Origin of the sequence: Profundibacter sp., assembly GCF_965277155.1 — a bacterium.
In the GTDB taxonomy this organism is placed as follows: Bacteria; Pseudomonadota; Alphaproteobacteria; order Rhodobacterales; family Rhodobacteraceae; genus Profundibacter.
On record NZ_CBDIBV010000005.1, the window covers coordinates 178,895 to 203,615 of the forward strand.

Below are 24,721 nucleotides of genomic sequence, written 5' to 3' on the forward strand. Positions count from 1 at the left end.
CCTAGTTGCCAACGGTTTTGATCCGGCCTTCGACCGACGCGGTCACGCCACCGTTCTTGATTACATAGTTGATCACGTCATTGGCCATCAGATTGCCGTTTGCCTTGTCAATCAGCAAGCGTCCGCCGCCAAGGGCGTTATACCCGTCACCGCCGGCCAGAATGTAATCATTGGTCGCCAGCTTATAGACCTTGTTGATATCCAGATCCTTGCCGCCAACTTTAACCGAGGCAATACGCGACCCGGCAGGCGCGCTGGGATCATAAACATAGGTCATGCCCGACACCTGCGGGAAACGGCCAGCGCCTTTTTCCACCTGACTAACACCGTTTTCCAGCGCAGCCAGAACCTGACTGCCTGGCAGTTCCGTCAGCACCGTGACGTTGCCAAAGGGCAGTTCGGTCAGAATATCACGCCGCGTCAGAACCGTGCCCGCATCATAGGTGCGATCCCCGCGGATACCGCCGCCGTTTGCGATGGCAATATCTGCCCCCGTGGCATCACGGATCGCGTCGGCAATCAAATCACCCATCGCAGATTCTTCGCCACGCACTACGTTACGTCGGGAATCCAGCGGCCCTTCTGTCGCGCCTATTTCGATATTCAGGCTCTCGTCCAACTGCTTTTCGAATTTTTCGACCACCGCCTGGGATTCCGGATCAGGAGTAACATTCGCCGTGTTGATAAAGCGGAAATTCGGGGTCCAGCGCACCTTGCGTTTGCCATGCGATTCCCCGATTGTCACCGTCAGGTCCACTGGCGACAGGAACCGCCCGTCGATCGAGGTTTCCACATAGGCCGTACGCCCGTCGTAAGAGGTGCCATAGGAATGGTCATCGCCCGACATGATCACATCAAACGCGCCACTGGCAATCAGCTTGCGGTCGTTAGACATATCGGTTTGCACCACGCCAATCACCAGATCGGCCCCTTCACCGCGCGCCGCCTTGGCCGCAGCAACACCACTGTCAACGGTTGACGCAAATTTCAGATCACCCGAACTGGTCACCTCGGGAGTGGTGTCCTGTGCTACCGGAATCAGGGCAATTTTCAGCCCTTCGATTTCCTTCCACATCACACCTCCAAGGCCGTCAACCGGTGTGCCATCGCCATTGGTGATGTTGATCGCGGCCCACGGATATTTCGAAGCGGCCATTTTCTCGAGGAAATTATCAACGCCAAAGTCAAATTCGTGATTGCCCGGAACAGCAATGTCGAACGGCACCAGATTGGTCAGATCAATGGTATTCTGGCCGTGGTCAAACCCTGACAGGATCGAAGGCGACAGCATATCGCCATCAAACACATAGATGGTATTCGGGTTGGCTGCGCGCTCGGCCTTGGCCACGGCGTTCAGGCGGGCAAAGCCGCCCTGGTCGCCTTCCCCGTCGAACTGGTAAATATCGCCAACGCCCAGAATGGTGATCTTGATTGGCTCTTCGGCATAGGCCGGCGCCAGCGTGGCCGCCGCAATTGCGGTGCCGCCCAGAATGGCTGCGGTCAGGCCGCGAAAGGTGGTATTGGTACGAGTAAGCATGGGAATCCCCCTGTTGAGTGAACTGATTCACCGCGTATCGTGGCGATGTAACAGCCAAGAGTCAAAGCCTTGACGATTGCGTTTCAAAACGGCATGTCACCCGCATGCAGATTTATAAAATTTTCCTCGGGTCCGAATGGGCCGAACTTGATGAAAACGGCGAAACCCTTGGCGCGCCGATTGATCTGGCCGACGGGTTCATCCATTTTTCCACCGCCGCACAGGCCGGTGAAACAGCGGCAAAATATTTCGCCGGTGTGGACGGGCTGATGCTGGTCGCCTTTGAAGCCGACGATATGGGCGACGCGATAAAATGGGAGCCCTCGCGCGGGGGTGATCTGTTTCCGCATCTCTACCGGCTCCTGAAACGCGCCGAAGTGTTGTGGGCCAAACCGCTGCCCTTTGAAAACGGGGCACATGTCTTTCCGGCAGAAATGACATGAGGCTGGTCGAACGCCTTGGGATAGCTGCCCTGCACCGGCTGGACCCGGAACAGGCGCACGCCCTATCGCTCAAGGCGTTGAACAGCGGGCTGGTGCCGCTGCCCGGTGTCTATACCTCGCCCCGCCTGCGCACCACGATTGCCGGGCTGAAGCTGCCCAACCCCGTTGGCCTTGCTGCCGGTTTTGACAAAAACGCTGTGGCCCTTGCGCCGCTGTCGCGCGCCGGTTTCGGTTTTATCGAAGTTGGCGCCGCCACCCCGCGCCCGCAACCGGGCAATCCCAAACCGCGGCTGTTCCGCCTTACCGAAGACAAAGCCGTGATCAACCGTTTCGGGTTCAACAATGACGGGATGCAGGCGATCGGGCGCCGACTGGTGCAATACACCGGTGATGCGGTGATCGGCCTGAACCTTGGCGCGAACAAGGACAGCGACGACCGCGCCGCCGATTTTGCCAAGGTGCTTGGCTATTGCGGCGGGGATATTGATTTTGCCACGGTGAATGTGTCGTCCCCCAACACCGAAAGGCTGCGCGATTTACAAGGCAAGGAGGCCCTGACCGCCCTGCTGAACGGCGTGCTGAAGGTGCGCGATGGCCTGCCCCGCCCGATCCCCGTATTCCTGAAAATTGCGCCTGATCTGAACGAACAGGAACTGGCGGACGTGGCAGACGTGGCCCGTGCAACCGGCATTGACGCCATCATCGCCACCAACACCACCCTGTCGCGCGACGGGCTGACCAGCCGCCACCGTGACGAAACGGGCGGCTTGTCCGGCGAGCCTTTATTTGAAAAATCCACCCGTATTCTGGCGCAGCTTTCGGAACTGACCGGCGGGGAAATTCCCCTGATCGGGGTCGGCGGCATCGGCTCGGCCGAACAGGCCTACCAGAAAATCCGCGCTGGCGCCTCGGCGGTGCAGCTTTATTCCGCGATGGTCTATCAGGGGCTGTCACTGGTCGACGAAATCACCCGCGGCCTTGACGACCTGCTGGCGCGCGACAAGTTCTACAAACTCTCCGACGCCGTCGGAACCGGACGAAAGGACTGGCTATGACAACCATCTGGCACAATCCCCGTTGCTGCAAATCCCGCGCCACGCTGGCCCTGATCGAGGAGGCCGGCATCACGCCGACCATCCGTCGCTATCTGGACGATGCCCCGTCCGAGGCCGAAATCCGCGAGGTGCTGGTGCTGCTGGGCATCCCCGCAGAAAACCTGGTCCGCAAGGGTGAAACCCTGTTCGCGGAGTTGGGCCTAAAGGATGCAGACGAGGACACATTGATCAAAGCCATGGCCGAACACCCCAAACTGGTTGAACGTCCCGTGGTGATCAAAAACGGCAAAGCCTCCCTTGGCCGTCCGCCGGAGTCCGTGCTGGACATTCTCTAGGCTTCTTCTTGCCAAAAATACCTGCGCCGCAGGCATAGATTCTATTTTCCTGCCTGTGCCTCCAGCCTCGGATATTTCAGTCCCAGCGTCACTCCGCGCGCGATGAAAGAGATCAGCAAAGACATCCACAACCCGTGGTTTCCGAACAGCGGCACCAGAACCGCAATGGACACCGCATAAACGATAAATGATACGATCATCATATTGCGCATATCGCGGGTGCGGGTGGCGCCGATAAAAATTCCGTCAAACATCCATGCGGCAATGCCGATCACCGGCGAGGAAATCATATAGACCAGATACAAACGTGCCTCGATGCGCACCTCGGGGGAGGTGGTCATGACATCGATAATCCGGCCGCCGAAAATCCAGAACACCAGCGACAGGCCGATCACACAGATCAATCCCCAAGAGCTGGTCAGCAAAGCCCCGCGCCGCAGTGCCTCGCGATTGCGTGATCCCAGGGCCTGCCCGACGATGGCTTCGGCCGCAAAGGCAAACCCGTCCAGCGCATAGGCGGTGATTTCTAGGAATTGCATCAATATCTGGTTGGCTGCCAGCGGCACATCGCCAAAATCCGCACCAAAGAACAGAAACGATATAAAGATGATCTGCAAAAACACCGAGCGGATCAGAATATCGGTGTTCACCACCGTCATCGCCTTTAGCCGCGCGACATCGAACACAACCGCCCAGTTGCGCCACATCCGGCCAACAAATGCCGGACGACACAGCCAAAGGCCCAGCGCCAGCCCGCTCCATTCCGCCAGAAAAGTAGCAAAGGCAACACCGCCAACACCCCAACCAAGGCCAAGCACGAACCACAGGTCCAGCCCGATGTTCAGCCCGTTCATCCACAATTGCAACACCAGCACCGCACGGGTGCGTTCCTGTGCGATCAGCCAGCCGTTTACACCATAGAGGGCCACAGCAGCAGGGGCCGACCACACCCTGATCCGCATATATTCCCGCGCCATGCTTTCCACCTCGGGTGATGCAGGCGAGGCTTGAAATGCCATCCAGAACAGCGGTAATTGCAACAGGATAATTCCGATGCCAGCAGCAAAGCCGATCATCAGCGCGCGTATAAGAAGGGCGACCACCTCGGCCCTGTCCCCCGCACCGTGGGCCTGCGCGGTCATACCGGTTGTGCCCATCCGCAGGAAACCGAACAGCCAATAAAGCGCGCCCAGAATAATCGCGCCGATGCCCACCGCGCCAATCGGGGCCGCCTGCCCCATTTGCCCGACCACGCCGGTATCCACCGCCCCCAGAATGGGCACCGTGGCGTTGGACAGCACGATCGGAAAGGCAATCTTCAGAACGCGGGAATGGGTCAGCTCGCCTGTCTGGGTATCACTCATCCCGCTGCGGCATCAGGAAATGCCCCGTGGCCTGCGCGAACAGACGCTGGCGGTTGTCCTGCCATCCTTCGACATGCACCGAGGCATAGCGCCGCCCCGAACGGTTCACCCGCGCCCGCGCATAGGCATCGCGCGGCAGCCCGCTGCGTAGATAATCAATGGTGAAATCAATCGTCTTGGGCATCCGCGGCAGGGTCATATCCCCGCCCGCGTCCCCGCTTTCAATGTCGTTCCACAGCATCTGCCAGCTAAGGCCGATCACCGCCGTGATTTCCAGAAAGGCCGCCGTTACCCCGCCGTGGATCGCGGGTAGCATCTGGTTGCCGATCAGCTTTTCGTCAAACGGCAGAACGGCGGTCAATTCATCCCCGCGCCGATCAAAGTGTATTCCCAGAAATTTTGCATAGGGCACACCGTCAACCAAAGAGGTCAGCGCCGCATCGCGCCGCTGTTTGATCACTTGCACGGGTTCGGGACGTCCTCGGTTCATTTCTTGCCCCCCTCTTCGCGCTGGATGGTAAAGGTGCCGGTGGCGGTGGCCACGGGGCGGGATGTATCCTCGTCCGTGGCGGTGGCCCGCACAAAGGCAACCGTGCGGGTCACATGGTAACATTCGGCATGTGCTGTGATACGCTGGCCCGGTGTGGCAGGACGCATATAGTCAATGCGCAAATCCAGCGTCGCCGTACCCATGGTGCCGGTCGGATGGCACATCACCGCCGCCCCGCAGGTGGTATCCATCAGCGCCGAAACCGCCCCGCCGGAAATCACGCCGGTTTCCGGATCACCGATAAAGCGTTCGTCATAGGCCATCGAGATTTCGGCCTTGCCATCGGCAATTTTGCCCAACTCCATGCCCAGCGCCTGAAAATGCGGCATCGCGGCAAAAGCTTGCCGGATCAGACTGCTCCGTGCCTTGCCATCAAGATGTTTCGTTGTTGTCACGCGCCCGCTCCTTGTCCTGAAAAGATGTCGCCTGTTTGTTATTCCGCCCCTCGCAGATCAGTGCAAGCCTTAAGTGCGACATTATACCCGACTGTTTTACTCGAAATAAACTTGCAACTCATTCTCATTATCCATAGGGATATTGCAACATAGATTCGGAACATCCAATGACCACGCAAACGGCAAAACTTGGCATTCCTTCACGCAGCCCTGCTGCGCTTTTGCGGAAATACAATCCACTGCACAAACCACGCACGGCGATTGTTCTGACATTGGTTATTCTGGCCCTATGGCCCGGCGCCGTCGGGCAGGTTACACGCGGGTTGATGCATGACGCCTATGTCGGCGTTTCGGTGTTTGTCGCGGCCAACCTGATGCTGGTTTATGGCAGCGAGCGGTTTTTCAACGTCAATCTGGGCGATTTCCTGCGCCGCCAGACATTCCTGCAAATCCCGATTGCCGCCCTGTTGGGCATGTCCCCCGGTTGTGCCGGGGCAATTATTGTGACCTCGGCCTATTCCTCGGGCAATGTGACGCTGGGCGCTCTGGTTGCAGCGCTGACCGGCACTATGGGGGATGCGGCGTTCCTGCTGATTGCCACCAAACCGCTGACCGCTGCCGTTATCCTGCCTCTTTCGCTGGTTGCGGGCATTGTCACCGGCCTGATTGTTGACCGCTTTCACAAAAAACATATCCCCGGTCGCGCCAACGCCAGTTGCGAACTGGGCGTGCGTATTGGCAAAATCCGCCGCCGCGATAAACTGTTTGCCGCGATTGCCGTGCCTGGTTTGGGGCTGGGCCTGCTGGATGCGTTTCAGGTTGTTCCGTCGCCTTTGATGGTAACTGTCGGTATGGCCATTGCATTGGCAGGTATGGCCCTGATCCTGCTGATCTGGCTAATTTCCCCGATGCAGGCCATTTCCCACCCCGACGACCCGGCCCTGACCCGCGCCACCGAGGAAACCGCCTTTATCACCATCTGGGTGCTGGTGGCCTATCTGGGCTATGGCTATATCGAGGCATTCTCGGGACTCGATATCGGGGCCATGTTTTCAACCGTTGCCATCGCCATGCCGCTGATTGGTGTACTTATCGGCTTTATCCCCGGCTGCGGACCACAAATTCTGGTGGCGACATTGTATATCAACGGCGTTGTGCCGTTCTCGGCCCTGATCGCCAATGCAATTTCAAACGACGGCGATGCTTTGTTCCCCGCTATCGCCCTGAACCCAAAGGCCGCGCTGCTGGCCACAATCTATACATCCTTCCCGGCGCTGGTGCTGGGCTATGCCTTCTATTTCTTCGCCCCCGGATTTTTGAACTAACCCCGATTGCATCGCGCCCCCGCATTGGTTTACCCTGCCCTTGCAAGGAGCCGTGAAACCATGTCCGAACCCAAACTCAGCTTCAAAGAGATGTGCTCTAAATTCGAGGTAACCCCGCGCACCCTGCGGTATTACGAATACATCGAACTGCTGAGCCCCGAAAAAGACGGCCGGTCCCGCCTGTATGGCCCCCGCGAAGTGGCCCGTATGGTGCTGATCCTGCGCGGCCGCCGGTTCGGTTTTTCACTGGAAGAAATCCGCCAGTGGCTGGAGATTTATGAACAGGAAGGCACCAAGGCGCAACTGGAAGCATGGGTGGAAATGGCTGACCGGCAGCTGGATGCCCTGCAAGAACAGCGCAAGCAGCTGGACGAATCAATTTCCGAATTGCAAAAACTACGAAACGACGCCGACGACGAGTTGAAGCATAAAAAATAGGGTATGGAATACCTTACCCCGCCTTAAAACCTCGACACATGCAACCGGAAGAATATTTCAAATGCCCCTACGTCATCTTTACTGACGTTTCGTCATTTTGCATGTGACGCCACGTTACGTTTACGTTCGCGTAAAGCATGGTTGTAGAGTGACAGAGTGATCCGCATGTGATGCTCATTAGCAAGTGCATTAGAAAAAGGATCGCGCCATGAAAGATGATGACGCAATGACAATTCGACAGATGTGTGACATGTTCAATGTAACGGCCCGCACATTACGCTTTTACGAATCCAAAGAGCTGCTTTCGCCTGCCCGCGACGGCCAGAGACGCCTGTATTCAAAACGTGATCGCGCCCGGCTAAAGCTGATCTTGCGCGGCAAACGTTTTGGCTTCAGTCTGGAAGAGGCCCGCCAACTGCTTGAACTGTACGAGCGTGGTGATAATGGCAAAACCCAATTGGCCCGCACATACGAGCAGGCCTGCGAACGCTTAAAGGTAATGGAAAGCCAGTATCAGGAATTGGGCGAAGCCATTATCGACCTGAAAAAACACCTTGAATGGGGTGCGCAGCAATTGGCCGCCGCAGACTTGAAAGCCGCTGAATAAAAGATAACAAGAAGGAAACCATCCATGCCCAGCTACACCGCCCCGATCAAAGACGTTCAATTCCTTCTGCATGACGTTCTGGGTGTCAGCAAAAGCGACATCCCCGGATATGACGAACTGGAAGCCGATTTCACCGGCGCGGTTCTGGAAGAGGCCGGAAAAGTGGCAAGCGAGGTTCTGGCCCCGCTGAATCCTGTTGGCGATACTGAAGGCTGCAAGCTGGAAAACGGGTTGGTGTCCACACCGACGGGGTTCAAGGATGCTTTCGAGGTGATGAAAGAAGGTGGCTGGACCGGTCTGGATTGCGACCCGGATTATGGCGGACAGAATATGCCCTATGTTCTGGGCACCGCAGTCGGTGAAATCTTCTCGGGCGCCAATCAGGCATTCACCATGTATCAGGGCCTGACCCACGGCGCCTATTCCGCCATTCACGCCCACGGCACGGATGAACAAAAGGCAAAATTCCTGCCCAAGATGGTGACCTGTGAATGGACCGGCACCATGAACCTGACGGAATCCCACTGCGGAACCGATCTGGGCCTGATGCGCACCAAAGCGGTTCCACAGGATGACGGCAGCTACAAAATTACCGGCGAGAAAATCTTTATCTCGGCAGGGGATCACGACCTGTCGGAAAATACCGTCCATCTGGTGCTGGCTAAAATCCCCGGCGGGCCGGAAGGCATCAAAGGTGTTTCCTTGTTCATCGTGCCAAAATACATCGTCAAGGATGACGGATCACTTGGCCCCGCAAACGGCGTGTCCGTGGGCAGCATCGAGGAAAAGATGGGCATCCACGGCAATGCAACCTGCGTGATGGTCTATAACGACTCCACCGGTTATTTGCTGGGGCAGGAACACAAAGGCATGCGCGCCATGTTCACCATGATGAACGAAGCCCGCATCGGTGTTGGCATGCAGGGGCTGGCACAGGCCGAAGTGGCCTATCAGAACGCCGTGATCTACGCCCAAGACCGTCTTCAGGGACGTGCCGTAACCGGCGCTGTAAACCCTGATGGTCCGGCGGACCCGATCATAGTCCACCCGGACGTCCGCCGTAGCCTGATGGACCAGAAAAGCTTTGTCGAAGGTGGCCGCGCCTTCCTGCTTTGGAGCGCCAGTCTGATCGACCGCTCGGTGCGGTCAGGCGACAAAGAGGCCGACGGGCTGGTGTCCCTGATGACTCCGGTTGTGAAAGGCTTTTTGACCGACAAGGGCTTTGACATGACGGTGCAGGCGCAACAGGTATTCGGTGGCCACGGCTATATCGAAGAACACGGGATGAGCCAGTTCGTGCGCGACGCCCGCATCACCCAGATCTACGAGGGCGCAAACGGCGTTCAGGCGCTGGACCTTGTGGGCCGAAAACTGGCGCTGGACGGCGGTAAATATGTGATGGCCTTCTTTGATATGGTCAAAGGGTTTATCAAGGAAAACTCCGGGGACGAGGCCCTGAAGGCCGACTTCCTCGAGCCGCTGAAACAGGCCAGCAAGGATTTGCAGGCGGCAGGGATGTATTTCATGCAAAACGGCATGACCAACCCGAACAACGCTCTGTCCGGCTCTTATGACTTCATGCACCTGTTCGGTCACACCTGTCTGGGGCTGATGTGGGCCCGCATGGCCAAATCGGCCAATGCCGCGCTGGCCGCCGGTGCCTCCGATACTGCCTTCTACGAAACCAAACTGGCCACAGGGCGCTACTATATGGCGCGTCAATTGCCCGCCACCGGCATGCATCTTGCCCGTATCCAGACAGGGGCCGATACGGTGATGGCATTGGACGCCGAAGCGTTCTAGACTGTGAACAATGCTCCAAGGGAGGAGCACTCAAGGCTGGTGGTCCCGCATATAGAATGCGGGGCCACCACACGACGACAGGGGGAATATTATGCCAAAACGCCTACGCCTGACCCGCCGCTTTCCGGTCGCCATGTCCGAAGACGGCTATCGCCGTTTGCGCAGCTTTGCCAAAGAGGCCGGCCTGGACGAAGGTGAAGCACTGTCATTCCTGTTCGAAAATTTCAACAGCGTGATAGACAATGACAACCTGACCCATCGTTTGCGCCTATTCAATTCCGAACTGGAGGCCCGTAAACGGTGAAAACTGCACGGGAGGAAATGCCGGATCGCCTCCGGCGGAGGTATTTAGGGCAAGAAGAAGGGGCAAACGGATTGACCCCGCTTCAACCGGCACGAATGGCGGGGTGTCACGGGGCCTTCTCCTTGCGCGGTCATCGGCTCCTCAGCCTGTACCGCATTCCCTTATCTGAAGCATTAACCTTAGGGAACCTCTAAAAATCCCCCAAAATCCGGCCTGACGGGGTAGAATCGTCATCAGGATGAAAATGATTCGACCGACGGGGTTTTGTCATGGGTCAGATGGGATTTTTTGATCTTTCCAGCCGATACGCGGGACTGGACAAATCTGGTGATCCGCTGGTGTTGCTCAACGACATGGTGCCGTTCGAGGATTACCGGGACGAGCTGAAGGCCATATGGCGCACGCCGCCCGAACAGCGCAAATCCAACGCTGGCCGCCCGCCTTGGGATGAGGTGCTGATATTCAAGACGATGGTTTTGCAGCAGCTCTACAACCTCTCTGACGATCAGATCGAGTATCAGATCCGCGACCGCCTGTCGTTCATGCGGTTTCTCGGCCTTGGCATTGAAGACAGCGTACCTGACGCCAAGACCATCTGGGCCTACCGTGAAAGGCTGGCCGGGGCCGGGAAGATGAAGGAGCTGTTTGACAAGTTCGATGCCTTTCTGCGCGAAAAGGGCTATCTGGCGATGGGCGGGCAGATTGTTGATGCGAGCATCGTTCCGGCGCCGCGCCAGCACAACAAAAGGGACGAGAACGAGAAAATCAAGGCGGGCGAAACGCCTGAAGAGTGGGAGGAAAAACCCCACAAGAAGCGCCAGAAGGACGTGGATGCGCGCTGGACGAAGAAGCACGGCAAGAGCTATTACGGCTACAAGAACCACATCAATGTCGACCGGCGGCACAAATTCATCCGCGCTTATGATGTCACCGATGCCGCCGTGCATGACAGCCAGGCGCTTGCCGGTCTGATTGATGCGAGCAACACCTCATCGGACCTGTGGGCCGACAGCGCCTATCGCTCGCAAAAGATCGAAAGCGAGCTGGAAGAGCGGGGGCTTCACAGCCATATCCATCACAAGGGCAGGCGCGGCAAGCCGCTTGGCGAGCGCCAGCAAAAGGCCAACCGGAGGCGCTCGAAAGTGCGGGTCCGGGTCGAGCATGTATTCGCTTTTCAGGAGCGCTCCATGGGCGGCAAGCTGATCCGCTCCATCGGCCTGAAGCGGGCGCGATTTCGCATCGGGATGATGAACCTGGTCTACAACATGAAGCGCTTCGTCCAGTTCGAATGCGGCCTGGCGGCGCCGGGATAAGGGTTCATGGGGTGAGGTGTGCCTGAAATACCCAAAACCGGCTTGAAACCGGTGAAAATGGGTTTATGATCCGAAGCAATCAGGCGGGACAGGCGAAAAACCGTCCACCCCGCCGCGAAGAAGGCGAAAACGGGAATTTACAGAGGTTCCCTTAAAAATGAATTATGCTCATCTAGAAGTTGCGAGGGTGGACTACTAAACTTTATTATAGTGCTGACAGCACCGATAATCGGATACTACGTAATTCAAGCTATCTTTCTGAACAGCCGTCTTTCAGAAAACAGCAAATAAACTTCAACAAATCCAAATAAATAATAGCCGCCCAATTGGCCCAACCGGACACCCCCACATGATCACCGTCAAACAAGCCCTGACCGAAGTCCTCGCCCTCGTCTCCCCGCTCCCCTCCGAAACCGTCCCCTTGCGCGAAGCCGCCGGTCGCACCCTTGCGGCCCCGGCCACAGCGCGGCGGGACCAGCCGCCGTTTGCCTCGTCTGCCATGGACGGATACGCCGTGATCGGGCTTGAGGTCGAGCCGGACGCGATGTTCAAGGTGATCGGCGAGGCCGCTGCGGGCCATGCCTTTGGCGGCGAAGTCAAAGCGGGACAGGCCGTGCGGATTTTCACCGGCGCACCAGCGCCCAAAGGCGCAACACGGGTGGTGATACAAGAGGACGTGATCCGCAAGGGCGATCTGATCACCCTGCGGCGCGATCTGGATCAGGCCACCTATATCCGGCCTGCTGGTGGCGATTTCAAATCCGGCGATCAACTCGCCGCGCCGCGCCTGCTTACCCCGTCGGACATCGCGCTGCTGGCCTCGATGAACATTGATCAGGTCACCGTCACCCGCCGCCCCGTCATCGCCCTGATGGCCACGGGCGATGAACTGGTGATGCCGGGCGAAAATCCGGTGCCGGACCAGATCATTGCCTCGAACAATTTCGGCCTTGCCGCGCTGGTGGAACAGCATGGCGGTGAAGCGCGGATGCTGCCGATTGCGCGGGACAACCGCGCGTCACTCGAGGCCGCTTTTGCCCTGTGCGAAGACGCCGATATGGTGGTGACGATCGGCGGAGCCTCGGTCGGCGATCATGATCTGGTGGCGCAAGTGGCCGGCGATCTGGGGCTGGAGCGCGCGTTCTACAAAATCGCCATGCGCCCGGGCAAGCCGCTGATGGCGGGCAAAATGATGGGCATCCCGATGCTGGGCCTTCCGGGAAACCCTGTGTCTTCAATGGTTTGCGGCCATGTTTACCTGCTGCCCGCAATCCGCGCCATGCTGGGTTTCCCGCCAGAACCCCGCCCCCGTTTGCAAGCCACGCTGACCTGCAACATGCCCGCCAATGGCCCGCGCGAACATTACATGCGGGCGCGGGTGGAAGCCGGGCAGATCACCCCGTTTGAACGTCAGGACAGCGCCCTGCTGACCGTTCTGGCCGACGCCAATGCACTGTTGATCCGGCCGGTGGATGCGCCAGCTATCAGCAATGGGGAAACGGTGGCGTATATCCCGCTTGGCCAAGCCCTATCCCCGCACTGATAACAACAGGTAAAACGCCGCAAAAACCCTCCCAATGTGGGGATGGCGCAAAGACAGTTACAACATATCTCTGCTTGGCGAGGGGATGGCGGGGCGTGATGGGGTGTGTCTGTGGCGGGCGGTCCCCGCTTGCGCGGGGATGACAGGGTTTGTGCGGATAGCATGGGTGCAGCCCATTGACACAAAACAGGAACATCTATAGAACGAAGGGGAACATGCGCGAGACGTGCGTGATATTGGGTGCCTTCGGGGAGTGTGGATATGTTAACACGCAAGCAACTGGAACTGCTGGATTTTATCAACAAACGCGTGGCGCGGGACGGGGTTCCGCCTTCGTTTGACGAAATGAAGGATGCGCTGTCGCTGCGCTCGAAATCGGGGATTCACCGGCTGATTACGGCACTGGAGGAACGCGGGTTCATCCGGCGGCTGGCGCACAGGACGCGGGCAATCGAGATTATCAAACTGCCCGAGGCGCTGGAAAAAGGCACTGTCGGCGGGTTCAAGCCGCAGGTGATCGAAGGCGACAAGGTGGCCCCGCCCCGAGATGCGATGCCGGTGGCGCTGGGTCATGCGGTGGAACTGCCCGTGATGGGGCGGATCGCGGCAGGCACCCCGATCGAGGCGATTAGCGAAGTGTCGCACAACGTATCTGTGCCCGGTGGCATGGTGGATGCGAACGCGCATCACTATGCGCTTGAAGTTAAAGGGGATTCGATGATTGACGCGGGGATTAACGATGGTGACGTCGTGGTGATCCGCGAAACCTCGGCCGCCGATAATGGCGATATTGTGGTGGCGCTGGTCGAAGGGCACGAGGCCACATTGAAACGCTACCGGCGCAAGGGCAATATGATTGCGCTCGAGGCTGCTAATCCGGCCTATGAAACCCGCATGTTGCCCGATGACAAGGTCAAGGTGCAGGGGCGTCTGGTCGGGTTGATCCGCACCTATTGATCCATTTGCCCCGTAGGGCGGGGTTTCACCCCGCCGCGCCGCATCGGTGAATTCCACAGCCGTTCACCGGCCATCTCTTTGGCTGTAACCACGCGCGGGCCTTCTGCATCCGCATAGATCGCAACGGCCCCCGTCTGTTTCAACGCATTCGCATCGAACATATGGCACCCCCCCTGCCCGTCATATTTCGCGGTGGTGACAATCCAGCGGCCGGAAACACATTCCGCCGCCAACCGCTCGCCCGCGCCTTTGCCAAACAGATGCACCCCCGCCTGCCCGCCAATCACAAACCGGCGGGTGCCTTTTGCGCCAGTGAACCCCGCGCGGGCAAAGGCTTGTGTCTGTGGCATCGGCCCTTCGCCATCATTTTCCAGCCAGTTGCGGGCCGCGAACCCGTCCCCGCGTGGTTTACTTAATGCGCGCCCCTGATCCCCGACCAATCCGACCAGCCCGCCGCTTTGCGAGATCAGCAACGCGGGGCGCTGGGTTTGCGACCACAGGAAAAACCCCGCCAGCATCACCGCGACTCCGGCAAACCGCATTGGCCCGCGCCACAGGAACAGCAACAGCCCGCCGAATGCAATCAGCGGCAACACGGCGGGGGCCGGTGTCACGACATGCGACAGCGCCCCCTCCAGCCCCGCGACCCATTTTGCCACCCCCAGGATCCACAAGATACCCCAGCGCATTGTCCCAAGCCCGATCCACGACAGGCCCAGCGGATACAGGAACGCCGCCAGCACTGCCGCCGGCATCACCAGCACCCCCATCAGTGGTACGGTCAACACATTGGCCAGCAAGCCGTAATGCGCAATCTGGTTGAAATGTGCGGCCGCCACGGGCGCGGTGGCCATGCCCTCCACAAAGGATGACAGCATCACGGTTAACACCGGACGCAGCGGGGCGGGCACGGACGAGCCATCCCAATGGCGCAGCATCCCGAACACAGCAACCAGCGCTGTGGTGGCGGCAAAGGACATCTGGAAACCGGGGCCGGTCAGGGCCTCGGGCCGGCGGACCAGCACAATAACGGCGGCCAGTGCCACTGCCCGCAAGGTCAACGCCCGCCGCCCCAGCATGACGGCTACCAGCATTACCGCCACCATGACAAAGGCGCGTTCGGTGGCGATGTTACCGCCCGACAGCAGCAGATAGGCCGCGGCGGCCAGCAGCGACAGACCCGCTGCAATTTTCTTGATCGGCCAGCGCAGGTTGATCACGGGGATCAGGGCAAGACCATAGCGCAGCGCGCCAAACACAAAGGCGGTCAACAGCCCCATATGCAGGCCTGAAATCGCCAACAGATGTGCAAGGTTCGAGGCGCGCAGTTCATCCAGCACCTGCCGGCGCATTCCGGACCTGTCGCCCGTCATGATGGCGGCCGCAAAGGCGCCGGCATCCCCGCCCAGCATATTCTGGATACCGGCAGAAATACGCATCCGTAGCCGGTGGATGAACAGGCCCGCCTTGCTTGCCTCGGCCCTTTCCAGCAACAACACCGGCGTTCGTGTGTAACCAACCGCGCCCAAGCCATCGAACCACGCTTTGCGCTGGAAATCGAACCCACCCGGTTCGACCGGCCCGTTGGGGGGCGACATGTGGGCGGTCAGGATCACCGTCTGGCTCGGTTCATAAGCGATAAAATCCCCCTTGCCATGCAGGGCGACGCGCAGTTTGGCGGGGGTGCGGGAGGGGTCCATGCGCTCCAGCACCACATTGTCCAGCGTCAGGCGCAGCTTATCCGATATCGAGCGGTCGATTTTCACGATCCGCCCCTGCACCGGCCCGTAATAGCGAAAATCCAGCACCGGCGCTTTGACCATATGCGCCCGCAGCCCCGCGACCATCACACCGGCAAGCACCAGCAAGATCGCCAGAAACATCGGTCGCCAACCCTCGCCCAGCCAGTGGGCCGCCGCCAGCAATACCAGCACAGACAGGCCAAGCACCGCATATGCCCCGCCCGCCGGCTCCACAGGCAAGGCAAAGTAGAGACCGATGCCAATCGCCAGACACACCGGCACCCAAGGGAACAAATACCCCCGCTGCCGCGCCAGAATTTCCAGCGGGTTGAACAACCGTAACAGGTCTGACACCCTTGTCCTTGCCTCCGCACAGGATTAATACATCCTTAACGCTATCCCCCTTATAGTTTCCAAAAGGTTAACGCATATGTCCGATCAACCGGTTGTCACCCGTTTTGCCCCCTCCCCGACAGGGTATCTTCATATCGGGGGCGCACGCACGGCCCTGTTCAACTGGCTGTTTGCCCGCCACCATGGCGGCCAGTTCCGCCTGCGGATCGAGGACACGGACCGCGCCCGTTCAACCGACGCCGCCACTGCCGCCATTTTGCGCGGCATGGACTGGCTGGGGCTGGACCACGATGGCGAAGTGGTCAGCCAGTTTGAACGTGCCGATCGCCACGCCGAAGTGGCGCGGCAAATGCTGGACAGTGGCCATGCCTATAAATGTTTCTCGACACAGGAGGAAATCGCCGCCTATCGCGAAACCGCCAGGGCTGAAGGCAAATCCACCCTGTTCCGCAGCCCCTGGCGCGATGTAGAAGCGGCCGACCACCCCGATGCGCCCTATGTGATCCGCATGAAGGCGCCGCGCGATGGCAAAACCGTGATCCGCGATCAGGTGCAGGGGGATGTGACATTTCGCAATGATCAACTGGACGACATGATTTGTTTACGTTCCGATGGTACGCCTACCTATATGCTGGCGGTGGTTGTGGATGATCATGATATGGGCGTGACCCATGTAATCAGGGGCGATGACCACCTGAACAATGCCGCCCGCCAGACGCTGGTCTATCAGGCGATGGGCTGGGATATTCCGGTCTGGGCGCATATCCCGCTAATCCACGGACCGGACGGCAAGAAACTGTCCAAACGCCACGGCGCGCTGGGGGTCGAGGAATATCAGGCGATGGGATATCCGGCGGGCGCCATGCGCAACTATCTGGCACGACTGGGCTGGAGCCACGGGGATGATGAATTCTTCACCACCCGGCAGGCGATCGAGTGGTTCGATCTGTCGGGAATCGGCAAATCCCCCTCTCGGTTCGATTTCAAAAAGCTGGATAATCTGTCGGGTCAGCATATCGCGGCGATGGAGGATGGCGATCTGATGCACGAGCTGACAGCGTTTTTGGCGGCTACGGATCAGCCCCCGTTAAGTGACGAACAAAATGACGTTATGTCACGAGCGATGTATTGCCTGAAAGAACGGGCCAAAAATTTTCCACAACTGCTTGAAAAAGCGGCATTTGCGCTGGCATCCCGCCCGATTGAACCGTACGAGAAGGCTGCGAAACTGCTAGACGATGTATCCCGTGGTATACTGAAACAATTGACGCCCAAGCTGCAAGATGTTAGCTGGACCCGAGACGCCCTTGAGGAAGTGGCAACCAAGGTTGCCGAGGCCAACGATGCCAAATTTGGCAAGATTGCCGGACCTCTGCGGGCTGCACTGGCTGGGCGCACCGCTACGCCAAGTGTTTTTGACATGATGCTGGTTCTGGGGCGCGAGGAAACCATCGCGCGCCTGAACGACGCAACAGGCTGAAGACCCCTTCAGGCCGCTGATTTACCGCAATTCCGCTGCGATCCGCGCAGGCAGGAAAATGAATAGGAAGAAATATGACCGGATCAAATAAGACAGCCACCCTGACCTTTGACGGAAAAACGCTTGAACTGCCAATGCTGTCCCCGACATTGGGGCCGGATGTGATTGACATTCGCAAACTCTACGGACAAGGTGGTGTGTTTACATATGATCCAGGCTTTACCTCGACTGCGGCCTGCGATTCATCAATCACCTATATTGACGGCGAAAAGGGCATTCTGCTGCATCGCGGCTACCCGATTGACCAGCTGACGGAAAAATCCCACTACCTCGAGGTTTGCTATTTGCTGCTTTATGGTGAACTGCCATCCGCCGCCGAGCTGGAAGATTTCGAAGACCGCGTCACCCATCACACCATGTTACACGAGCAAATGATGCACTTTTTTCGCGGCTTTCGCCGTGACGCACCGCCTATGGCGATTATGGTAGGTGTTGTCGGGGCGATGTCGGCTTTTTACCACGATTCCACTGACATAACCGACCCGCACCAACGCGAGGTTGCTTCGATCCGGATGGTCGCAAAAATGCCGACAATCGCGGCAATGGCGTTCAAATATTCGCAAGGACAGCCGTTTGTCTATCCGCGCAACGATCTGGACCATGCCTCGAATTTCTTGCGCATGTGTTTCTCGGTTCCGGCCGAAGAATACGAAGTGGACCCGATTTTGGCCCGCGCAATGGACCGTATTTTCACCCTGCACGCCGATCACGAACAAAACGCCTCGACCTCTACTGTGCGTCTGGCAGGATCATCGGGGGCCAACCCGTTCGCCTGTATCGCCGCCGGTATCGCCTGTCTGTGGGGGCCTGCGCATGGCGGTGCCAATCAGGCCTGTCTGGAAATGCTGGAAGAAATCGGCACGGTTGACCGCATCCCCGAATTCATCGCCCGCGCCAAGGACAAGAACGATTCATTCCGGCTGATGGGCTTTGGTCATCGCGTATACAAAAACTTTGACCCGCGCGCCAAGGTGCTGAAAGAAAGCGCCGACGAGGTGCTGGAACTGATGGGGATCGAGGACAATCCGAAACTGCAGGTCGCCAAGGAACTGGAAAAACAGGCACTGGAAGATCCGTATTTCAAAGAGAAAAAGCTGTTCCCGAATGTGGATTTCTATTCGGGCATCATCCTTGAAGCAATGGGATTCCCCACCTCTATGTTCACGCCGATCTTTGCGCTGTCGCGCACGGTGGGCTGGATTGCCCAGTGGAAGGAAATGCTGGACGATCCGAACCTGAAAATCGGTCGCCCGCGCCAGTTGTATCACGGGGCAACCATGCGTGATTATGTGGATGTCGAAAACCGCTAAGCTGCGGCAAACACATTAATAAACGGCCACCCCATTGCGGGTGGCCGTTTTCGTTTGATCCCGAAAACCTGTCTTCGGAGGACAAAATCACGAGGTCGAACATATTTGCACATAATTGTGCCACCAGCCGCCTACCACCGGAAAAGCAAGCAAGCAGCCACAAGCGCCGGAACTGTTTTGATGCAATAATTTCATCAGGATCCTGCGCCCGACTCTGATTGTGCCGTAAGGGAAAGTTCTTGTCATCTCCCCTAAAAGGGTAATTATTAACAAAAGGGGCGTGTGAATGAGTGGAAATTATGTGTCCGGCTTTCTTGAGGCCGGCGATTGTATCGGGATTGCAGAAATCTGGGCCAGTCAGGGTGCCATTGCCACATCCGAAATTACGGAAATGGCCGATGCACTGGACGGTTTGGTCAAAGATAGTATCATCGAGGGGGGATTGGTGCGCGATGGCAATAGCAAAGAGGTTTTGGTCTATGGCCTGAATGCCTTTGTGTCGGATGAAACCCGCAGCGCGGTTCATCAAAACCCCGAACCATTCCACAGCATCCGTTTCCTGCGCGATTATATCCAGACTGGCCGGAATGTGTTTTTAACGGTCGAAGAACAGGCGAAAGGCAATGCCGGTGAAGGGCTAAATGCCATATCGGTTGATTATTGGCAGAAAACCTTTGATATGACGGACCCGGAATTTTCCAAGGCGATGAATGCGTTTTTGCCCATTTTTCTGGATATGTTTAAAGGTTTCAACATCAAGACCGTAACCTTCGAAGCCGAAACCTCGCATGACCAGATCACCCGCGAGATCGGGTATACTGATCGCTTTGATCACCAGATAGGCACAAGGGCACATTATCTGGCAAACCGCGTTATAGATGGTGCGGCCTTTCACAACCAGATGATCCAGATGGCGATGATTTATCGCCAACCAAGGATGCGATTTTCCCTGTTTGAACAACGCGTTATGCGCATTGCCTTATCTGGCAGAACCGATCAGGAAATTGCGTCGATGCTGGGATGTTCGCGCGATGCTGTAAAACAATGCTGGCGCGGAATTTACGCCCATGCCACCGAAACCGTGCCCGGTTTTTTTAATCACACAGACACGGACCGCAGCCAACGCGGGCCGGAAAAGCGGCGTATTCTGTTGGCCCATATCCGCGAAAATATTCAGGAAATCCGCCCCTATTCCCTGCGACGGGATAAACGCGGTGTGGTCTAGCGCCCCTCGTAATTCGCGGGGCGTTTTTCCAGAAAGGCCAAAACACCTTCTTTGAAATCCCGTGTCTTGCCACATTCGCCTTGCAAACGGGCCTCAAGCGCCAGTTGGTCATCAAGCGAATTGTCGTATGAGCCGCGAATGGCCTCTTTTACATGGCGATAAGCGGCAGTTGGTCCCTGTGCCAGTTTGATGGCGCGCGACCACCAGTGTTCGGCGAATTCATCTTCCGGCACCGCCTCCCAGATCATGCCCCAATCGGCGGCCTGACGGGCCTTGATCGGTTCGGCAAACAGGGCGGCCCCCATTGCCCGCGCGGCGCCAATCTGACGGGGCAGCCAATAGGTGCCACCGGCATCCGGTATCAGTCCGATACGGGTAAAGGCCTGAAGGAACATCGCGGATTCCGAGGCAATCACCACATCCGTCGCCAGCGCCAGATTGGCCCCAGCCCCTGCCGCAGCCCCGTTCACAGCAGCAATGGTAGGGATCGGGCAGTCAAAGATGGCCTTTAGCATTGGCAGGTATTCGTCGCGCAGGGTGCGTTCCAGATCAATATCGGCAGCATTGGCACGGTCCCCCAGATCCTGACCCGAGCAAAACGCCCGCCCTGCCCCTGTGATCACCAGTACGCGGGCGGTTGTGCCGGCCTCTTTCACCGCATGGGCGATTTCGGCACGCATCTGGGTATTCAGCGCATTCATCACGTCAGGACGGTTCAGGGTCAGGATGGCGACATCATTTCGGACGGCCAATTTGATGGTGGTATAGTTCATATCGTGCGTCTCCCTCTGGCGTTGCCCATAGGGATACCGTTTTGAGCCGCAAATGAAAGTAAAACCGTGCGTTATTCGTTCAGGATTTCCGCAAGGCGCTGTTCTTCTTCCTTGGAAAGCGCGGCACCGGCAGGCGTTTGCGCCGTGGCACGGCCCCGCAGATAGAAGAAACCGGTGACCATGGCCAACAAAAGCAGGATAGGACCGGCTGTATAGAGGATTATATTCGCCCCTCCCCACGTCGGGCGCATCAGGACATATTCGCCATAGCGCGAAACAACAAAATCCAGTATTTCCTGATTGCTCTCGCCTTCTTTCAGACGTTTACGCACCAGAATACGCAAATCCCGTGCGATACCGGCGTTTGATTCGTCAATATTTTCGCCCTGACACACCACACAGCGCAATTCCTGCCCCAGCTCGCGCGCGCGGGCCTCGAGTACGGGATCATCCAGAATCTCGTCTGGTTGCACCGCCAAAGCGGGGCTGGCCAGAAAGGCAAGGATCAGGATCAGGTATCGCATATCGTTACTCCGCCGGTGACATGGCTGCAGGATGACGCGCCTTGCGCGCCCCTGCGGCAACGCGATAGCGCCGGTCTGTCAGGCTAAAGATGCCGCCAAGGGCCATCATGAGACACCCTAGCCAGATCCAGCTGGCAAAGGGTTTGATGTAGGTGCGCACGGCCCATCCGCCGCCGTCCTGTTCGTCTCCGATCACCAGATAGATGTCGCGGAACAACCCGTTATAGATCGCCGCCTCGGTGGTGGGCATGCCCTGCACCGGATAGACGCGTTTTTCGGGGAACAGGGTGGTGACCAGTTTGCCGTCGCGTTTTACGGTCATTTCGCCAATGGTGCTGATATAATTCGGCCCCTGTTCGCGGTGGACCTCGACCAGATTGATTTCATAATCACCCACGGTGAAAGGTTCGTTCAGATGGCCAACACGGATATCTTCTTCGGACCAGGCAGTCAGGCAAGCGATGCCAAGGATCGCAATGCCCAGTCCACCATGTGCCAGTGCTTTGCCCCAATCAGCGCGCGGCAAACGGAACATGCGTTTCAGACGCGCGCCAAACCCGTTGCGCCCTGTGCGTTTCCACAGGTCCAACATACTGCCGAATACCAGCCAAACCCCCAGCCCGATTCCGACAGGGCCAAGCGCGGAACGACCACTTTGCATCGCCCACGCCAGCAAAGCAGCAGCCAAGGCCAGAGCGAATATGCCCGACATGGTTTTCATCGCCCGCTGTAGTTTTGCCCGCTTCCATGCCAAGACGGCGCCAACCGGCAGGATCACCGCCAGCACCACCATGAAAGGTGTAAAGGCCATATTGAAGAACGGCGCACCAACCGACAGTTTTCGCCCGAACGCGATTTCAGCCACCAAAGGCCAGATCGTGCCGATGAACACCACAAATGCGGCCACAGCCAGCAGGATATTATTAACCACCAGCGCTGTTTCACGGCTGGCCATGGAAAAGACGCCTTTGGCCTCCATTGCTTGCGCGCGGATGGCATAAAGCACCAAGGCGCCGCCGGTAAAGAATGCCAGAATGAACAACACGAACACCCCACGGGACGGATCGGATGCAAAGGCATGCACCGATGTCAGCACGCCCGAGCGCACGATGAACGTGCCAATCAGCGAAAACCCGAAAGCAAGGATCGACAAAAGGATTGTCCAGCTTTTCAAGGATTCGCGTTTTTCAACCACGATTGCGGAATGCAGCAGTGCTGTTGCAATCAGCCAAGGCATGAACGAGGCATTTTCAACCGGATCCCAGAACCAGACCCCCCCCCAACCCAATTCGTAATAGGCCCACCACGACCCCATCGCGATACCGATGGTCAGGAAAATCCAAGCGGCCAATGTCCACGGGCGCACCCAACGCGCCCAGGCGGCATCAACCCGTCCTTCGATCAGCGCGGCCACAGCAAAGCTGAAGGCCATCGACAGGCCAACATAGCCCAGATAGAGAAACGGCGGATGAAAGGCGAGGCCCGGATCCTGCAACAGCGGGTTCATATCCTGCCCGTTGAACGGCGGAGTTTGCAGACGTAAAAACGGGTTCGAAGTAAACAGAATAAACCCAAAGAACGCCGCCGCGATGGATGATTGCACGGCCAGCACCCGCGCCCGCAGACCGGGGGGCAAATTGCCGCCAAACCATGCGGCACAGGCACCAAACAGCGTCAGGATCAGCACCCAAAGCAACATCGAGCCTTCGTGGTTACCCCAAACACCCGCGACTTTGTAAAGCATCGGTTTGGCGGTGTGTGAATTCAGCGTCACCAGCCGCACCGAAAAATCCGAGACCACAAAAGCGTATGTCAGCACGCCAAAGGCAAAAGCCGTCAGCAGGAACTGCGCATTGGCGGCCGGCACGGCAAAGGCCATCCAGCCCGGCCAGCGATTTTGCGCGCCAATAAGGGGAATGATCGCCTGCAGGATAGCAACGGCGAAGGCGAGGATCAGGGCAAAGTGGCCAAGTTCAATAATCATGCGCCCTTATTACGCGGTTCCGCCCGTTAGGCCAACGGTAAAACTGCAACACAAGGTGGGCGCATTGTCACAATCAGGTTAACTTTGTCGCAAAGTTGGGCTGTTCAGGATTTTGTGCGTTTCCAATCCTCGATTGCTGCATTTTTTACCTTCGTATCAGTCGTTTGATTTAAATTTTGCGCGGCCACCTTTGGGCTTAGCGCATTCAGGGTGCGAATATTTTCAACCACTTGCGGCACCCTCAGCATGGTTTCGGTAATGGATTGTTGGAATTCCTGCCCCTTGAACTGATGCCGTGCGCCGAAATAGAACGACACAATCGCGCCCAGCAGCCACCACAGCGGGTCCGGCACCAGCGCCAGCCCTTGCATGCGGCTGGAAAACCAGATCGGATCGACCATTGCCGCGATGAACAGGCCCAGAATACCGAAGGCCATCAGAGGACGCGGCAGACGGTTTACGCCATCCATAAACCGGTCAAACCCGCCCTTTTGCGGGCGGCTGAATTCGGCTCCGTGCTGGGTTATGGCCTGTGTCTGCAGGGCACTATTGCGCGCGGCCCCTGCCTCGGCGTTCTCGCGAAACACCTCGGCGGTTTCGCGCACCACATTGCGCCCGCCCCCGAAAACCAGTGTAAACAATCGTTCAATCAACCCCATGCGGCGACCCTCCTGCGGTGTTCTTCGTCTGTCTGATGATAGCGCGGCGAAATAAATTCCTCGGCCCGCCGTATCCATCCCCCTTTGCCGCCATCCTGTCGCCGCGCATATTTGCGGGACGCGGGGCGGGCATCGGCCAAGGCATAGTAATAATTGCGCCGTTCGATCCCGTAGGCATCGGCCAGATAGTCGGGGGCATCAATATAGGCGGCCTGTGCAGCGGCAATAGTTTGCGGGCCGATTGCCCCGTCCACCCCCACCGCATGGCCCATCTTTGCAAGCAATCGTTGCAGGATTTTCACCGCATTGGAGCCGGCGTTGACATACATGTCAAACACGCTTGCCTGCAGCACCTCGGGCAATTCGCCAATACGGGGGCGTTTGAAATAATGGGTGATGAAAATATCCACCGCCTGTGCGCGGGTCAGCGCCCGCACATCAGCCAGTGAAACCCGCCCGTCGCCGGTTAGATCCAGTCCCAGACGGCGCATGGTTTGGATGGTCACACCGTATTTCGTCGCCCCGCCCGGATCAGATGGGTCATTCACAAAGCCACCTTCACGGGCGACAATTTCACTGGCAATCTGATGAACCGTTTGCATAACACCCCCGCAGTTATCTCGCTGCGAGGGTGTGTAAAA

The 24,721-nt window shown here is 57.9% G+C and carries 24 protein-coding genes; 14 read left to right on the plus strand and 10 right to left on the minus strand.

Annotation, left to right across the window (positions count from 1 at the left end):
* Nucleotide 1: 1 nt before the first annotated feature.
* Nucleotides 2–1,537 carry a bifunctional metallophosphatase/5'-nucleotidase gene (locus tag ACQY4M_RS04940; protein WP_428541551.1) on the minus strand — a complete coding sequence of 512 codons (1,536 nt, stop codon included), beginning with the start codon at nt 1,535–1,537 and terminating at the stop codon, nt 2–4.
* A gap of 104 nt (nt 1,538–1,641) precedes the next feature.
* Between ACQY4M_RS04940 and ACQY4M_RS04945 the strand changes: the two genes are divergently transcribed.
* The 3 genes from ACQY4M_RS04945 to arsC are packed head-to-tail and all read left to right on the plus strand — an operon-like array spanning nt 1,642 to nt 3,370.
* Nucleotides 1,642–1,980, plus strand: coding sequence for a DUF952 domain-containing protein (locus tag ACQY4M_RS04945; protein WP_428541554.1), 339 nt, complete (start codon nt 1,642–1,644; stop codon nt 1,978–1,980).
* Nucleotides 1,977–3,035 carry a quinone-dependent dihydroorotate dehydrogenase gene (locus ACQY4M_RS04950; RefSeq protein ID WP_428541557.1) on the plus strand — a complete coding sequence of 353 codons (1,059 nt, stop codon included), beginning with the start codon at nt 1,977–1,979 and terminating at the stop codon, nt 3,033–3,035. The genes ACQY4M_RS04945 and ACQY4M_RS04950 overlap by 4 nt, the downstream gene beginning before the upstream one ends.
* Nucleotides 3,032–3,370: an arsenate reductase (glutaredoxin) gene (gene arsC, locus ACQY4M_RS04955; protein ID WP_428541560.1), complete on the plus strand. Its 339-nt coding sequence runs from the start codon at nt 3,032–3,034 to the stop codon at nt 3,368–3,370. Before ACQY4M_RS04950 ends, arsC begins: the two co-directional genes overlap by 4 nt.
* 41 nt (nt 3,371–3,411) lie before the next feature.
* Here the strand turns inward: arsC and ACQY4M_RS04960 are convergent, their stop codons facing one another.
* The 3 genes from ACQY4M_RS04960 to ACQY4M_RS04970 are packed head-to-tail and all read right to left on the minus strand — an operon-like array spanning nt 3,412 to nt 5,613.
* Entirely contained in the window at nt 3,412–4,734 is a 1,323-nt protein-coding gene (locus tag ACQY4M_RS04960) for an MATE family efflux transporter (protein ID WP_428541563.1), read from the minus strand.
* Nucleotides 4,727–5,224, minus strand: coding sequence for a PaaI family thioesterase (locus ACQY4M_RS04965; RefSeq protein WP_428541566.1), 498 nt, complete (start codon nt 5,222–5,224; stop codon nt 4,727–4,729). Before ACQY4M_RS04965 ends, ACQY4M_RS04960 begins: the two co-directional genes overlap by 8 nt.
* Nucleotides 5,221–5,613 carry a PaaI family thioesterase gene (locus ACQY4M_RS04970; protein WP_428542086.1) on the minus strand — a complete coding sequence of 131 codons (393 nt, stop codon included), beginning with the start codon at nt 5,611–5,613 and terminating at the stop codon, nt 5,221–5,223. Before ACQY4M_RS04970 ends, ACQY4M_RS04965 begins: the two co-directional genes overlap by 4 nt.
* A 233-nt stretch (nt 5,614–5,846) precedes the next feature.
* Between ACQY4M_RS04970 and ACQY4M_RS04975 the strand changes: the two genes are divergently transcribed.
* The 8 genes from ACQY4M_RS04975 (at nt 5,847) to lexA (ending at nt 13,969) form a co-directional block, all read left to right on the plus strand.
* A complete protein-coding gene (locus ACQY4M_RS04975; protein WP_428541569.1) occupies nt 5,847–7,004 on the plus strand; it encodes a putative manganese transporter in 1,158 nt (385 codons plus the stop codon).
* Between the two features lie 60 nt (nt 7,005–7,064).
* The gene (locus ACQY4M_RS04980; protein ID WP_428541572.1) at nt 7,065–7,442 is read left to right on the plus strand and encodes a MerR family transcriptional regulator; all 378 of its coding nucleotides are present in this window, start codon (nt 7,065–7,067) and stop codon (nt 7,440–7,442) included.
* Nucleotides 7,443–7,650: 208 nt separating this feature from the next.
* Nucleotides 7,651–8,049 (plus strand): MerR family transcriptional regulator, encoded by a 399-nt coding sequence (locus ACQY4M_RS04985; protein ID WP_428541575.1) that lies wholly within the window; start codon nt 7,651–7,653, stop codon nt 8,047–8,049.
* 24 nt (nt 8,050–8,073) lie between these two features.
* Nucleotides 8,074–9,852: an acyl-CoA dehydrogenase C-terminal domain-containing protein gene (locus ACQY4M_RS04990; protein WP_428541578.1), complete on the plus strand. Its 1,779-nt coding sequence runs from the start codon at nt 8,074–8,076 to the stop codon at nt 9,850–9,852.
* Between the two features lie 91 nt (nt 9,853–9,943).
* On the plus strand, nt 9,944–10,156 hold the full coding sequence (locus ACQY4M_RS04995; protein WP_428541581.1) for a hypothetical protein: 213 nt from the start codon (nt 9,944–9,946) through the stop codon (nt 10,154–10,156).
* Between the two features lie 269 nt (nt 10,157–10,425).
* The gene (locus tag ACQY4M_RS05000) at nt 10,426–11,469 is read left to right on the plus strand and encodes an IS5 family transposase (RefSeq protein WP_428539227.1); all 1,044 of its coding nucleotides are present in this window, start codon (nt 10,426–10,428) and stop codon (nt 11,467–11,469) included.
* A 349-nt stretch (nt 11,470–11,818) separates the two neighbouring features.
* Nucleotides 11,819–13,012 carry a molybdopterin molybdotransferase MoeA gene (locus ACQY4M_RS05005; RefSeq protein WP_428541584.1) on the plus strand — a complete coding sequence of 398 codons (1,194 nt, stop codon included), beginning with the start codon at nt 11,819–11,821 and terminating at the stop codon, nt 13,010–13,012.
* A gap of 261 nt (nt 13,013–13,273) precedes the next feature.
* Nucleotides 13,274–13,969, plus strand: coding sequence for a transcriptional repressor LexA (gene lexA, locus ACQY4M_RS05010; protein WP_428541587.1), 696 nt, complete (start codon nt 13,274–13,276; stop codon nt 13,967–13,969).
* On the opposite strand, the gene ACQY4M_RS05015 is transcribed toward lexA, so the two are convergent.
* A complete protein-coding gene (locus ACQY4M_RS05015) occupies nt 13,963–16,065 on the minus strand; it encodes a ComEC/Rec2 family competence protein (protein WP_428541590.1) in 2,103 nt (700 codons plus the stop codon). The genes lexA and ACQY4M_RS05015 overlap by 7 nt on opposite strands.
* Before the next feature lie 76 nt (nt 16,066–16,141).
* Here ACQY4M_RS05015 and gltX point away from each other — a divergent pair, with 76 nt between their 5' ends.
* The 3 genes from gltX (at nt 16,142) to ACQY4M_RS05030 (ending at nt 20,140) form a co-directional block, all read left to right on the plus strand.
* Entirely contained in the window at nt 16,142–17,545 is a 1,404-nt protein-coding gene (gene gltX, locus ACQY4M_RS05020; protein WP_428541593.1) for a glutamate--tRNA ligase, read from the plus strand.
* Between the two features lie 74 nt (nt 17,546–17,619).
* Entirely contained in the window at nt 17,620–18,915 is a 1,296-nt protein-coding gene (gltA, locus tag ACQY4M_RS05025) for a citrate synthase (protein ID WP_428541596.1), read from the plus strand.
* Nucleotides 18,916–19,201: 286 nt separating this feature from the next.
* Nucleotides 19,202–20,140 carry a helix-turn-helix transcriptional regulator gene (locus ACQY4M_RS05030; RefSeq protein ID WP_428541599.1) on the plus strand — a complete coding sequence of 313 codons (939 nt, stop codon included), beginning with the start codon at nt 19,202–19,204 and terminating at the stop codon, nt 20,138–20,140.
* Here the strand turns inward: ACQY4M_RS05030 and ACQY4M_RS05035 are convergent.
* From ACQY4M_RS05035 to ACQY4M_RS05055, 5 genes are all read right to left on the minus strand, one after another.
* Nucleotides 20,137–20,913, minus strand: a complete 777-nt coding sequence (locus ACQY4M_RS05035; protein ID WP_428541602.1) for an enoyl-CoA hydratase-related protein — start codon at nt 20,911–20,913, stop codon at nt 20,137–20,139. The genes ACQY4M_RS05030 and ACQY4M_RS05035 overlap by 4 nt on opposite strands.
* A 71-nt stretch (nt 20,914–20,984) precedes the next feature.
* Nucleotides 20,985–21,437 carry a cytochrome c-type biogenesis protein gene (locus tag ACQY4M_RS05040; protein ID WP_428541605.1) on the minus strand — a complete coding sequence of 151 codons (453 nt, stop codon included), beginning with the start codon at nt 21,435–21,437 and terminating at the stop codon, nt 20,985–20,987.
* Between the two features lie 4 nt (nt 21,438–21,441).
* A complete protein-coding gene (locus ACQY4M_RS05045; protein WP_428541608.1) occupies nt 21,442–23,421 on the minus strand; it encodes a heme lyase CcmF/NrfE family subunit in 1,980 nt (659 codons plus the stop codon).
* 104 nt (nt 23,422–23,525) lie between these two features.
* On the minus strand, nt 23,526–24,080 hold the full coding sequence (locus tag ACQY4M_RS05050; RefSeq protein ID WP_428541611.1) for a holin family protein: 555 nt from the start codon (nt 24,078–24,080) through the stop codon (nt 23,526–23,528).
* Nucleotides 24,071–24,682 carry a holin-associated N-acetylmuramidase gene (locus tag ACQY4M_RS05055; protein WP_428541614.1) on the minus strand — a complete coding sequence of 204 codons (612 nt, stop codon included), beginning with the start codon at nt 24,680–24,682 and terminating at the stop codon, nt 24,071–24,073. Before ACQY4M_RS05055 ends, ACQY4M_RS05050 begins: the two co-directional genes overlap by 10 nt.
* Nucleotides 24,683–24,721 lie beyond the last annotated feature (39 nt).